This is a genomic window from Vibrio sp. qd031, assembly GCF_002100145.1.
GTDB lineage: Bacteria > Pseudomonadota > Gammaproteobacteria > Enterobacterales > Vibrionaceae > Vibrio.
In genome coordinates this window covers 156,124-169,574 of record NZ_JXQD01000018.1, presented here as the reverse complement: position 1 = coordinate 169,574, position 13,451 = coordinate 156,124, and the positions used below count along the sequence as shown (strand labels likewise).

12 protein-coding genes are annotated in these 13,451 nt (G+C 45.6%); 10 read left to right on the top strand and 2 right to left on the bottom strand.

Going from position 1 to position 13,451, the window contains the following annotated elements:
- The first annotated feature begins 74 nt into the window (after positions 1 to 74).
- The 6 genes from ST37_RS06640 (at position 75) to ST37_RS06610 (ending at position 4,988) form a co-directional block, all read left to right on the top strand.
- Positions 75 to 1,016 (top strand): pyridoxal-phosphate dependent enzyme, encoded by a 942-nt coding sequence (locus ST37_RS06640; RefSeq protein WP_084884823.1) that lies wholly within the window; start codon positions 75 to 77, stop codon positions 1,014 to 1,016.
- 208 nt (positions 1,017 to 1,224) lie between these two features.
- Positions 1,225 to 1,803 carry a class I SAM-dependent methyltransferase gene (locus ST37_RS06635; RefSeq protein ID WP_084884822.1) on the top strand — a complete coding sequence of 193 codons (579 nt, stop codon included), beginning with the start codon at positions 1,225 to 1,227 and terminating at the stop codon, positions 1,801 to 1,803.
- Between the two features lie 463 nt (positions 1,804 to 2,266).
- The gene (locus tag ST37_RS06630; protein ID WP_084884820.1) at positions 2,267 to 3,304 is read left to right on the top strand and encodes a porin; all 1,038 of its coding nucleotides are present in this window, start codon (positions 2,267 to 2,269) and stop codon (positions 3,302 to 3,304) included.
- Between the two features lie 344 nt (positions 3,305 to 3,648).
- Positions 3,649 to 4,452, top strand: a complete 804-nt coding sequence (gene thiD / locus ST37_RS06620; RefSeq protein ID WP_084884817.1) for a bifunctional hydroxymethylpyrimidine kinase/phosphomethylpyrimidine kinase — start codon at positions 3,649 to 3,651, stop codon at positions 4,450 to 4,452.
- Positions 4,453 to 4,584: 132 nt separating this feature from the next.
- On the top strand, positions 4,585 to 4,770 hold the full coding sequence (locus tag ST37_RS06615; protein WP_084884815.1) for a hypothetical protein: 186 nt from the start codon (positions 4,585 to 4,587) through the stop codon (positions 4,768 to 4,770).
- A 23-nt stretch (positions 4,771 to 4,793) separates the two neighbouring features.
- On the top strand, positions 4,794 to 4,988 hold the full coding sequence (locus ST37_RS06610; RefSeq protein WP_084884814.1) for a hypothetical protein: 195 nt from the start codon (positions 4,794 to 4,796) through the stop codon (positions 4,986 to 4,988).
- Positions 4,989 to 5,061: 73 nt separating this feature from the next.
- Here ST37_RS06610 and ST37_RS06605 read toward each other — a convergent pair whose 3' ends face one another.
- The gene (locus ST37_RS06605; protein ID WP_084884812.1) at positions 5,062 to 7,401 is read right to left on the bottom strand and encodes a fatty acid cis/trans isomerase; all 2,340 of its coding nucleotides are present in this window, start codon (positions 7,399 to 7,401) and stop codon (positions 5,062 to 5,064) included.
- Positions 7,402 to 7,512: 111 nt separating this feature from the next.
- Positions 7,513 to 8,469, bottom strand: a complete 957-nt coding sequence (locus ST37_RS06600) for a LysR substrate-binding domain-containing protein (protein ID WP_084884811.1) — start codon at positions 8,467 to 8,469, stop codon at positions 7,513 to 7,515.
- A gap of 98 nt (positions 8,470 to 8,567) precedes the next feature.
- Here ST37_RS06600 and ST37_RS06595 point away from each other — a divergent pair, with 98 nt between their 5' ends.
- From ST37_RS06595 to ST37_RS06580, 4 genes are all read left to right on the top strand, one after another.
- Positions 8,568 to 8,786 (top strand): DUF1127 domain-containing protein, encoded by a 219-nt coding sequence (locus ST37_RS06595; RefSeq protein ID WP_084884809.1) that lies wholly within the window; start codon positions 8,568 to 8,570, stop codon positions 8,784 to 8,786.
- A gap of 135 nt (positions 8,787 to 8,921) precedes the next feature.
- The gene (locus ST37_RS06590) at positions 8,922 to 10,340 is read left to right on the top strand and encodes an NAD-dependent succinate-semialdehyde dehydrogenase (RefSeq protein ID WP_143698154.1); all 1,419 of its coding nucleotides are present in this window, start codon (positions 8,922 to 8,924) and stop codon (positions 10,338 to 10,340) included.
- Positions 10,341 to 10,512: 172 nt separating this feature from the next.
- Positions 10,513 to 12,879, top strand: a complete 2,367-nt coding sequence (locus ST37_RS06585; RefSeq protein ID WP_084884805.1) for an amylo-alpha-1,6-glucosidase — start codon at positions 10,513 to 10,515, stop codon at positions 12,877 to 12,879.
- On the top strand, positions 12,869 to 13,375 hold the full coding sequence (locus tag ST37_RS06580; RefSeq protein ID WP_172400942.1) for a gluconokinase: 507 nt from the start codon (positions 12,869 to 12,871) through the stop codon (positions 13,373 to 13,375). The genes ST37_RS06585 and ST37_RS06580 overlap by 11 nt, the downstream gene beginning before the upstream one ends.
- The last annotated feature ends 76 nt before the right edge of the window (positions 13,376 to 13,451 follow it).

Sequence of the window (13,451 nt, the reverse complement as noted above, 5' to 3'; positions counted from 1 at the left end):
AATAGTCGTGGTTGTCATTGGTTTATTGATACTATTAAACATAGCGTAATCGTATCTGTGTAGTGGAGTTATTTGTGCAACTTGGGAATACACCCGTGACTAATCATCAATTTTGTGGTTTGCATTTTTACTTAAAGCGTGACGATTTGCTGCATCCTCAATTTAGCGGAAACAAAGCCCGAAAGTTTCTCTCCTTGCTTGAACAGCCGCCACAAGGCATCAAAAAAATCGTGGGGTATGGGTCACCACAGGCTAATTCGCTCTATTCGCTCGCGGCGCTAGCGCATCTACAGAATTGGCATTTGGATTTTTATGTGGACCATATTGCATCGTATCTAAAGCAGAACCCCAATGGAAACTATGCCAAGGCGTTAGAACTCGGTGCGCGGATTATTGAAATACCGCTTGAGTGGAAAGTAGGTATTGAGAATACGGAGTCGGCACTAAAACGATATTTGAGTGAATCTTCCGATGTATTGATGGTTGAGGAAGGCGGGAGAATGCCGATTGCTGAATACGGCATAAAAGGTTTAGCCAACGAACTCATTGACTGGGTAGCGTCGCAAACTAACTCTTGCGAAGACGGTGCCTTAGAGAATCGGCAGCAGTGGGTCGTGGCGCTGCCATCAGGAACGGGCACTACGGCTTTTTATTTACACAAGTATTTACAACCTTATGGTATCGAGGTGGTTACAACCGCTTGTGTCGGGGGAGAAGACTATTTAAAGGCGCAATTTTTGCAGCTTTCTTCAACTCAGAGTCAGCCAACCATTTGGTCGCTAGATACTAAACATCATTTTGGAAAGCTGTATCGAGATGATTTTCAGATTTGGACAACTCTAATGGAGCAAACTGGAGTAGAATTTGAGCTGCTGTACGATCCGCTCATGTGGAGAGTACTGTTAATGCACAAGCAGAAATTATCTGGAAAGAATCTGTTGTACATTCACCAAGGCGGACTTTTGGGGAACGAGTCTATGCTACCAAGATATCAGCGAAAATTTGCGAATTGCTAGCTAATTAACAGCGGCGAACAGTGATGAATCTGCTCATAAGTTGTGCAAAAATTGTCGCAAACCCTGATATTGCTCAGTTTTACGAATAAAACTGGTCAAGGATCGCTGTTTAGCTCTATCTTTTTAGATAAAGTTTTGATTTACTCGGCAAAGTTATCCGTAGGATGACAAGTTTTTACAGACGTAACGGACGATATCGGAGATGCCAATGAATACGGATTGGGATGACTACGCAGAAAATTGGGAAGCAGATCTAGCCACACATCAGTTTGCGGATCAGGTTTTTGATAGCTTAGTTCAGCAGGTGTCTATCGACAAAAAGAACATTTTGGATCTTGGCTGTGGAACGGGTCTTCTTAGTTTGAGGATGTCACCCAAAGCGCGCTCAATTGTTGCTGTTGACGCTTCGGAAGCGATGATTGAAGAGCTAGATAAGAAAATGCTGCCAAATGTAGAACCTGTTGTCGACATTCTGTCACGCGGTTTAGCCGCACAGCACCCAGCATTTCGTGGTCAATTCGATGTCATTGTGGCTTCGTCGGTCTGCAGCTTCATTTACAATCTTACCGACACATTGATTGTCGCGCACTCTATTCTTGAAGACGACGGTGTGTTTATTTCTTGGGATTGGCTCAAGCAAACTCCAGACGACCACGGCCTAACAGAAGCTGAACTGCAAACCAAACTTGCTGATGCTGGATTCAGTGCGTTTAAAACACAAATAGCCTTTGAAATGCCAACGGCTAAAGGTACTGCGCCGGTGGTTATGGCCATCGCCTTTAAGTAATTGCTCTTGAAAGCAGTGCAATGACCCATATTGCGCTGCTTCTAGCTTCTAGCTTCTAGCGTCTATATTCCCTCACTTCTACCATATCCAATGACAAAGCCTGTTTTTACTGCGTATTTTCACCATTACTATAGTGATTACCCATCGCAATATTTCCTTGCTCACACTTTCCTACTGCATCAAAAGTGACAGATAGTTCGCAAACACTATTTTTGACCGCGAGCAAATGTTTGGTCGTTCCAGCTGCCCAAAATCGGATCAATGTCATGTTTATGTCGAAATATTACAAGCTGTACGTGATCTACTATGTCTTTTTTCATTTCGTAGCTACCCTGTAACTTAGTGAAATACAAAACAGCCCTACGTCTACGTACAGAGGGAATACATAACAACATTTCACTAATTTCCGTCGATCTGAGCAGTACGGCGTAAGCAAATATAGAAGTGAACGGAAATAACTATTATGGATAAGAAAATATTAGCAATCGCAGTGGCCACAGCAGCAGTGGCAAGTCCAGCGTTGGCGCTAGATGTTTACGACAACAATGGTTCAACATTCTCAGTTGGCGGGCATGTGTCTGTCAATATTAATGGTTCTGATGATTCCGACTTAGGGGTAGGTACTAATGCTCCTCGGGTCAACTTCAACTTCACTCAAGACCTCGGTAATGGCTATACCGCTGATGCGAAAGGTGAGTGGGGGCTAGATTTTCTAGATGGTGGTGACAATTCTTTCACGACTCGTCTTGGATATATAGGGTTGACTAATGATGCGATGGGACGAGTTGTTGTTGGTACACAATGGTCGCCTTATTACGACGTTGCTGGGGTTACCGATAAGCCAATCGCTTATGCGACCGATTTTCTATATACACACCATGGCGATGCTGGTACTGGTCGCGCCGACAAAATGGTTAGCTATAGAAAGGGGTTTGACTTGGGCGGGTCGGATTTAGCTCTTGGCTTAGCTTGGCAAGGCGCTACAACTGGTACTACGATCACAGGTGCTGTTGATTACGACGATCGTTTCCAATTGACCTTAGCTTACAATATTAGTGCATTTATGATTGGCTATGCACTCTCGACAGGAGATGTTGATAAGCAGGATGGCATGTCAAACGCGCTAAGTGCTAAGTATGGTACGTATGGCGATGGCTTGTATGCTGCCGCGGTTTATACACTAAATGATAAGGTTTATGGTGGTCGTTCTAATGGTGCTGGTGTCAAGGGAGATCTGTATGATGAGTCTACAGCTTTCGAAGTCATACTGGCTTACGAGTTTGGCAACGATTGGAATCTGATCTGGAACTACGAAAGCTTAACCGAAGACGGTGGTTTGGAGCGTGAAGCATACAACGAAACTGCCATTCAGCTTGAGTACTTTGTAACTCCACAATTTGCGACCTATGGTGGTTACCAAGTTGACCTAAGAGACGAAGATAAAGCTGAAATTGATAATACAAACGACAAATATGTAATTGGTATGCGTTACTATTTGTAATCAATTGACGTTATATAAAGCCACTTAATGCTATTAAGTGGCTTTTTTTACTCTCGTCAAAGAATAGTGAAGCTTTGCGTGTTAATATCTTAAGTAATGGTTATTACTATTTTTTAATTATGTTAGTCGCAAAAAACCTAGAAAAAAGAGCACAAATCATCGAGTTGTCTCCAGGTGCAAAACCTGCGCAATTCAAGTGTGAAAAGTGCTTAAAATCACTTAACCCAATTCCAATTTCGGCGGATGATTCATTGATCGTCGAGGGCCTATACCGAAATGCATGCCCTTCGTGCAAAACCATCAACTACTATAAAGTTCAGTTTAAGTAGTCTGCGGCATCTACTATGAAATCAATTCCTAATGTATTAACGATTGCTGGATCTGACAGTGGTGGCGGCGCTGGCATTCAAGCCGATATTAAAGCGATATCAGCAACTGGCAGCTATGCGTGCAGTGTGATTACTGCAATTACCGCGCAAAACACGCTAGGTGTATCTGCAGTGATGCCTATCTCATCGCACATGGTGTCTGCGCAATTAGATAGTGTGTTTAGTGACTTAACGATTGACGCGGTAAAGATCGGCATGCTTGCGGATGCCGACATCATTAAAACCGTGGCAGACAAACTACGGCAGTATCAACCTAAGCATATTGTGCTGGATCCAGTGATGGTTGCGACCAGTGGTGATAGCCTGATCCAAAGTGATGCGGTTCAAGCGTTAATTGATCAGCTAGTACCATTAGCCACAGTGATCACGCCGAACATTCCTGAAGCTCTAAAGCTTAACGGAAGGCAAACTGAACAAGGGTTTAATGCGGTAGAAACAGCAAAAGCTTTACTGGAAAATGGTGCTAACGCCATCCTAGTGAAAGGTGGCCATGCGCAAACCTCCAGCAGTGATGACATTTTGGTCACGTCACGCGAGCAGCATCTTTACAGCGCCGAACGCGTCAAGACCAATAATACTCATGGAACGGGGTGCACCTTATCTTCAGCTATTGCCTCGTATCTTGCGCAAGGTTATGAGTTAGCACCAGCGTGTGATAAGGCGAAGCAGTACCTTACTATGGCGCTGCGTGCAGCGGATAGACTCAATGTGGGTAAGGGGCATGGTCCGGTAAACCATTTCTATCAACTCAATCGTTAATAAACGAACTATTGTTGCGTCGATTTAGTTAGGTGCCAGCAGGCGAAAGTGGTTAAATGTATAGCGTTCTTGAGATGTTTTTTCTAATTTTAGCGCTTGATTTATAAATATTAATCAAGGAAAACGTCAAGGATGAATAAAACACTTTGGATAGTGATGGGCTTGGCTGCTTTGCTTATTGCCATCCCACCGTATTGGTTGAGCTATTCTGTCTTTCAGTTAGGCCATACATTTCAAGTTGCGAGCAGTATGACGGTTAAGTTGGCGTGTTCTGCCAAATTTTTTAGTGGGTTTAGCCAGCAGGTATCCAAAACTTAGTATTTGAAACAGGCGCTGCTGGTGTGAACGTAGGCAGTTCTTATTTTTTTGCTACTGCGCTAACGTCTCTACCTGAAGATGGGTTTGCGATGCTAGGCAGCAGGAAACAGTTAGTGATGATGATCCCTTCTCAACGCACGGTATTAGTAAGGCTTGGGTGGAGTCGCGGTGATTCTCCTATGGAGCAAAACTATCGTCGGATTTTGGATGAGTTTTAGCGACAGGGTGTAAGTGCCAGTCTATGGGTGTTGTATCCGTTGATGATAACCCATCAACGGACACTTGGTGGACTTAGCGATTTTCAAATCGATTATAATCTAATAGTCCAAACTCAATAGGCTGGTCGTGTTTATACCATTCATGCAATTTATCGCTTAATGGCCAAAACTCATCACTACTGCGGCGGATTGCAAAGCGATCGAGCAGGGCAATATAGTCTTCTTCTGCATTGATCGAGCGTATCATGCGTGCCAGTTCTCCAGCCTCACTTTCTTTTATACTGAGAAATGCGGCTGGATAACTACCAACAATGCCTTTTACCAAAGTTATCCTATCGTATTGAGGATCGCGATTACTTTCTTCGTTAAACAAGCTGGAAATATTAGTGTGTGCATTGTTGTGCAGAAGACTAAAGAACTGGTCTTCACCATTGTCGAGCTGGACATGTAAAGAGATGATTTGTGGCACTGGCTCAAGCCCTGCACCAGTCACGAAGTTGATCTGCTTTAGACTATGCTCGTTTTGTGGAAGCATTCCTGTGTTTGCGATCTCATAGCGTGAATCCAACGAGGGTGCAACGCGCTCTTTTAATAGTGACGAGAGCTCTTGCTTTGGATTTATGGTCTTGTACTCGACACCACTCTCTTGCATAAAGGGCTTGGCATTACGTGTGAGGTAATCGGAAAACTCGATGGACTGCCCCTGATACCAACTAGATAACGTTTGGTGGCGGTTTTCTTTGGGCAACAACGCGATAAACGCAGTCTCACCTTCAATGCGTAGTAAGTCCATGTACATGCGTGTGATTAGTTGATGCCCAAAGTTTCCATAGACGTCAAACCCAGCAACCAACAAGTAGTGAATTCGCTCTAATAACGCATAGTCAATGACCCAAGCGGTTTTCGGTTGATGACCAACCAAGCCTTGAACAACACTGGCACTGTCAAAGTGACGGAATATGGTCAGTGCTGCGTTTGGATTGCCTTCGCCTGTCCATATAGACTCCAAACCTAAATGCCGATCGTCGGTAAACATCTCATTCATGAATGCCATCTTGTCACTAAGGTACTTGGATTGAGCGCGAGAATACTTCACCCAGTTGAATAGAGGGGTGGTATTGCTGTCAAGCTCTCCAGGCAGTCGCATATTGGGGGCTTGGGAGCGGTAAAAATCGCCAGCAAGCTCATTATCTAATTGCTCGGGATCGACAAAGAACACCCAAAAGTGGTCGTTTATTACATTAAGTGCAAGTTGACCGCGGCAGACTGGCCCTTTAATGAACGACATAATAGTGCTTTGCGCTTCATCGAGTAAAAACTTATAACGTGATTGAATAGGGATGTCGGCAAACGCCATTATCGGGTTACTTGCCACATTAGGGCGATAGCTTGGTAGTTCTGTAATGTCATATTCGGCGTCAAACCATTCGATCCATTTGTCCATACGTTGCTGGTTAAATGCATACGGCATGTGCGTTTTATCAACGATGGTTTCGCGCTCTGGAATCAGTCGATAGTAGACTCGTTCAACGCCTGGGTCTTCATAAGGGCGACGGGTCACAATAGGATCAAACTCCTCTCCTGGAGGGGATGTAGAGCGAACCAACTTGAAAAAGCGCAGGGTATCTTGCTCTGAAAAATAAATATGATTTAGGAACAAATGCTCATAGATATATCGGCTGGTTATTTGACGCTTTAAATCGGGTTGATTAAGGTAGTTTTCCCAACTATCGATGGCATTTTTCTGCTCTATAGTCAGTGGTTCAACCTCTGACATTTTTGCGCCACTGCGCAGCCACCCTAGTAGTGTGTTGTGCTCTGAATTACTGAGAGCAGGCAAGCCGTAAGGCATTCCCCAGGTAGGGTGCTCAGCACGATATTCGTCAATCGTGTCACTAGTTGGACAAGTTTGGCTACGATAGATGCCAAAGTCGAAATCATCCAGTTGATCTTGTCGAGGTAAAGGGAACTGTTGTTTTTGTTGAAGTAATTGCGCCATGACACCAGCTTGAACATTAGCATCGGAGCGCTGAACTCGTTCGTTTAATACCGGAAAGAAACCGGCGTCACGCCATTCTTGGGTATTATGAGCATCTTCATACAGCCTCGTAGGAGTCGTTGCTGTGAGTCTAGAGCCTTGATAAACCTCCGCCAAACTTGAGCCCCTGTCGATACCTTCAGGGGAAGTCAACTTAAGCTGACAGGGGGCATCATAGCAGGCATGACAAACCACACAGCGGTTGTCTAATATGGGTTTGACTTCATCAACAAAATATTGAGATTGACTGTGATCGTAGGGTTCTATGCGAGCTTGAACTTGTTCAGGACCAAACAGTTCATCAAAATTAAGACCTGCGTAAGTGGCGCAACCACCCACAATCAAAAGCAGCGAGGCTAGTAAGACACGTTTCATTTATTTGGATTTGTTGACTGAGATTATTGGTAAGTGTAGCGGAAATACAAGAAAAACCAGAGCAAAAACAGCAACAACGCTTTCAGAACCTAGTAAATTAACCTCTAAGGGCTATATCGGTAATTTAAACAAGCCTGCTTGCTGCTGGGGTAATTTGCGGAGATTTATCTGCTCGTGATCGGTGACACAGAAGTGGTTGACTTGATCGGCGATCCAATCGTGAAATGCAGTGATTTTTTGGTAGCGGAAATACCCTTTCGGCGCACATAAAAAGTAGCTGTAGCGAGATTGAACCGCATAATTGTCTATTCGCACCAGTTTCCCTTCATTAATGAACCGCTGCGCCAAGCTATGTTTGACTAAAGCAACACCCTGGGAAGCCAAGACGCCTTCCATGACAAATTGAGAACCATCATAACGGATTGGACTTGATGACTTTTCTTTGTCCAACATATCAAACCATATCTCCCAATTCATATCCGGTAATACGTCCTCAATGAGTTCCGCACGGACTAGATCATTCAAGCTATAGATGCCATGTTGCCGCTGATAGTTGGGATGACACACAGGATAGAGGATCTCATTCATCAGCCAATGGCTGTCGAGATTTTCATAAACGCCGTGCCCATAGCGAACACAAACGTCAATGAGGCCATCTTGAAAATTGACCAGTTCATTTTTTGGATCAATAAGCAGCGATAAGTTTGGGTGTTGGGTGCGGAAACTGGATATACGGGGTATCAGCCAGTGTTGGGCAAAGGTTGGGTGGGTAGAAATCGATAATCGGTTTGGATTCGGATCGCTATTGAGCTTTCTTACCCCATCTTGTAAGTGCCCAAAGCCAAGTTTGGCGGATTCGAGTAACAGTTCTCCTTCTGGGGTGAGTGTTACTTGTCGGTGCTGACGGATAAATAGCTCACACCCTAACCACTCCTCGAGCTGGCGTATTTGTTGGCTGATCGCAGCAGCGGAAACATACAGTTGCTCGGCCGCTTGCTTAAAACTGCGATGTTCAGCGGCTACGAAAAAATAGTACAGACCTTGTAGGGGAGGGAGTCGCTCTTTCACTTAAGTTTTCCTTAACCAAGCATCGAAATTTATCGTTTGTGAACCTGTCTTGCTTGTTTGATTATTAACCACTCAAACACCAAGTTCAAGGAGGACTTATGACAGAGTTTATTGTTAATTTACGTCGCTTACCTTTCCCTTCACTTGTCGTTGAACCTGCTAAATTAGCTAAGAGTTTCTTACTCGTGTTGCTCGGCTGGCATCGAAATTACCGCACGCGAAAACATTTAGACTCACTATCGGCTCATCTACTGGATGATATTGGTATTGACCGCCAAACCGCCAATCAAGAAGTGCGTAAACCTTTTTGGAAGTGAAGTCATCACCATTTTGATGGGTGATTTCTGTACAGCAGGGGTTGGTGATGGCACAGTTACGGACAGAGTTTTTTGTGCTAACACTAATTAGGACGCTTAAAGATGCAATGGATTGCAAAGCTTGAACACCCGCAAATGCTTAATGTACTGACTTCTCAGCGGCTCGAACCACTTAGCGTTGAAGTGCTCAACCCAGCAACGCAAAAATCGCTTGGCTGGTTAGCCGCCGATAGTTTAGAGCAGGTTGAGAGCAAAATTGTCGCCGCCACACTCGCTCAACCTAAATGGGCGGCTCAAACCGCAAAATACCGCAGTAAATTATTGCGTAAATGGTTTGACCTCATTGAGCATCATCAGCAAGACCTAGCGCTTATAATGACTATGGAGCAGGGCAAGCCATTGTCGGAAGCAGCATCCGAGGTTGCTTATGGCGCTGCCTTTGTCGAATGGTTTGCCGAAGAGGCAAAACGGGCTTATGGAATGACCATTCCTGCGACCTTCGATGGCAAATCTATACGCACCATAAAACAGCCAATTGGTGTTTGTGCGTCGATTACCCCGTGGAACTTTCCTGTGGCGATGCTGACACGTAAACTCGCCCCGGCGCTCGCTGCGGGCTGCGCGATGGTGAGCAAACCTGCTATAAATACTCCGCTATGTGCCATTGCCTTGCGATATTTAGCGCTAAAAGCTGGCATCGATGGTGATTTACTGCCCATTGTTATTAGCGATCAAGCCAGCGATGTTGGGCTGCAATTTTGTACTCACCCAAACATCAGAAAACTGTCATTTACTGGTTCAACCGCTGTGGGTAAACAGCTCATGAGGCAAAGTTCACAACAAGTACAGCGTGTGTCGATGGAGCTCGGTGGCAATGCTCCTTTCATTGTGTTTGCAGACGCTGACATCAATGAGGCCGTTGCCGGAGCCATTGTGTGTAAATTTAGAAATGCTGGACAAACCTGTGTTTGTGCAAACCGTTTTTACATACATGACAGTGTGTACGAAGAGTTTGCTCAAAAGCTCCATACTGCTATGAGTAAGCTGTCGCTGGGAGCAGGTGTTGATGGGCATGATATTGGACCGCTTATCGACGAAAAAGCGCTACAAAAAGTCCACCAATTGGTTCACGCTGCGACGCTCGCTGGTGCAGACTTAGTATGCGGAGGCAACGTTGCATCGGATATTGGGGCGCTTTTTTACCAACCGACGCTACTTAGCAATGTTGCGCACGATAACCCAGTGATGAAAGTTGAACAGTTTGGGCCCATCGCAGCACTGTGCAGATTTAGTGATATTGACGAGGCGTTACAATTTGCCAACGATACCGAGTTTGGTTTAGCCAGTTACTTTTTTACTCAAGACGTAAAGTTGGCCGAGTATGCTTCGAACAAGCTGGAGTATGGCATCGTCGGTATTAACGAAGGCATCATTTCTACGGAAGTGGCGCCTTTTGGTGGCATTAAACATTCAGGGGTGGGCCGAGAGGGCAGTGCATTAGGGCTAGATGAATATTTGGAGACCAAATACATTGCTGTGGGTGGTTTACGATAACGCCCTCCAAAGCTTGTTGTGCATGAAACAGTTGCACGGGCAGTGACGTGAGCGGAAGTAACTGCACTATTTTGGCTCTATAACGGGTAAAAACTCACACTTTACTTGTCGCACACTTGAGAGCATAGGCAAGCGGATTAGACTGAAAGACACTGCTAATTATGAGGTGTCTATGACTCAATTTACCGAGAACGGTCAACGCTTTACCTTAACGTCACCGACGTTGCTGCCTAATAGTGCCAGCTATTTGTGGAACGATAAAATGATGCTTCACATGAATTGCCAAGGCTATGCCGTTGCTCAATACATGGATCCTGAGCCGCGCAAATATGCTCACGTCCCCAATCTAGCGGCGACCAGCTTTATGCAGCCAGAGCAGCCGTATTTCGCGCACCATCCTGGCCGCTTTTTTTACGTTCGTGACGAAGACACAGGAGAGCTTTTTAGCGCGCCTTTTGCACCAATCAAACAACCTCTAGACAGCTACGAATTTAAACCGGGCATTAATGATATCCAGTGGGTCGTGAAGCATCGAGACATTGAGTTGACCATTACTCTTAGTTTAAGCCCAACTCATGCGTTAGAGCAGTGGTCTGTTACCATCGCTAACCTAGGAACGTCAACGCGACACGTTTCGTTGGTGCCCTATTTCCCTGTAGGGTATATGTCTTGGATGAACATGGGGGCGCATTTTGATGACGAGTTGAATGCAATCGTGTGTACCTCCATCTCGCCTTATCAAAAACTCGAAGATTACCCAGAGATCAAAGAGCGTCAAGACATGACGTTCTTCGCCTGCAGCCATAAGCCCGATCACGTAGAAATGAGCATAGAAGCGTTTGAAGGGCAAAGCGGTTTGCACGCTCCACAAGTACTTATCTCAGGCAATCCACTGTCGGACAGAGAGGCGCACTATCAAATGCCTGCGTGTGCAGCGCAATATGAGCTGAGCTTGGAGCCACAAAAAACTGATACGGTTCATTTTCTGTTTGGTCCAGCTAAAGACAAAGCTCAAATACATGAGACTATAGCCGCCCACTTTGACCATGGAGCTATAGCTAACCAGCACCAACTGGCCACTCGCCCCATACTGTCTGTTAGCACGCCTGACGCTAATCTCGATCACGTTATCAATCACTGGCTTCCAAGACAAGTCGTTTACCATGGCGAAACCAACCGACTGACTACAGATCCACAAACACGCAATTATTTGCAAGATGGTATGGGGATGGCTTACCTTGCACCTGATGTGGCAAAACAAGTCATCCTGACGTCGCTGTCACAACAAAAGCGTTGTGGAGAAATGCCCGATGGTATTCTACTGACACCAGAAGCGACGCTAAAATACATTAACCAAATTCCACATACTGATCACTCTGTTTGGCTGGTTCTGATATTGGAAAGCTACCTCAATGAAACCAATGATTGGGCTCTGTTAGAAGAGGCCATTCCCTGGGCAGACAGTGACGAGCGTTCTTCGCTGCTAGAGCATATGAACCTTGCAATGCAGTCTATGGTTGAAGCGCGTGATGAACGCGGGTTGCCTTATATTCTCCAAGGAGACTGGTGCGATCCTATGAATATGGTCGGGCCCAAGGGGAAAGGGGTTTCAGGGTGGTTAACACAAGCGCTTTGCTTTGCATTGCGCCGCTGGAATCAAATAAGTAAACCGCTCAATCAAGCGAAATGGATCACACAATTTGACCATATCGCGACAGAGCTTGAACAAGCTTGCCAAAAGCATTTCTGGACCGGTGGGTGGTTTGCTAGAGGCATCACCGATGATGACGTGACCTTTGGCGTCCCAGAGGACAAAGAGGGCCGAATATTCCTCAATACCCAAAGCTGGGCGTTACTGGCGGACATCGCTACACCGTCACAGCAGTCTCAGCTGCTGAATAGTGTTGACGAGCAGTTGCTCACCCCTTATGGCGTGATGCTATGTGCTCCTGCGTTTACCGCTATGCGTGAGGATGTTGGCCGAGTCACCCAAAAATGGCCTGGCTCCGGTGAAAATGGCTCGGTGTATAACCATGCGGCGGCATTTTATGCCGCAGGTCTTTACCACATTGGTGAAAGTGAACGTGCTTATCACATCCTAAAAAGTATGTTGGCCGACCCTCAGTGTGAGACGTTTGAGCGAAGAGGGCAGTTGCCGACTTACATTCCCAATTATTATCGTGGTGCTTATCATCAATTCCCAGACACAGCGGGAAGATCGAGCCATCTATTTAACACCGGTACATCGGCGTGGTTTTACCGATTAGTCATTGAAGAGTTATTTGGATTAAAAGGCACGCAGCAAGGGCTGAAAGTTGCGCCAAACCTGCCTGTAGAGTGGGACAAAGCAGCGGTGAGCCGCCACTTTAGAGGGGCTATCGTTAACCTGTCTTATCAACGACATGACGATGTACAGGAAATCACCATTTTGTGCGAAGAAGGTGATGTTGTCGATGGAGTACTTCGCTCACCAGAACAAGGAAAAACGTATTCAGTCACCGTATTATTGCCAATCGAGACTTACTCATATGACGAGTAGTATCTATTTAATAATGGGTGTTAGCGGCAGTGGTAAAAGCAGCATTGCGGCTCAGTTGGCACTGGCATTGGACGTGGCGTTCGTTGACGGCGACGACCTCCACCCACAGAGTAACATTGACAAAATGAGTCGAGGTATTGCTCTTGAGGACAACGATAGAGCCCCTTGGCTGGCTATCATTAACCAGCAACTAAAGCAGTGGGCGAGTGATGGCACCGGCGGTGTTATGGTCTGTTCGGCATTAAAGCGAACCTATCGCGATCAGCTAAGGCAAGGTGTCGACCTTCAGTTTGTGTTTTTAGATGCGCCAATGGACATTATTGCTACCCGCATGCAAAAACGCCAAGGGCACTTTATGAAAGCGCACATGCTTGCCAGTCAGTTTGATGCGTTAGAAAGACCCGATAGCGAGGTAAGTACTTGGGTCATTGATGCTCAACAGCAGGAAGAGGCAGTGCTTATCGATATATTAGAGGCAATAAAACACGCACCGTAGTCAGACAGTTAGATATGATGAGACTCTAGGTGCCAAATAAGTGAGCGACAAGGTAAGCCTTTCGTTAGATCCTCAT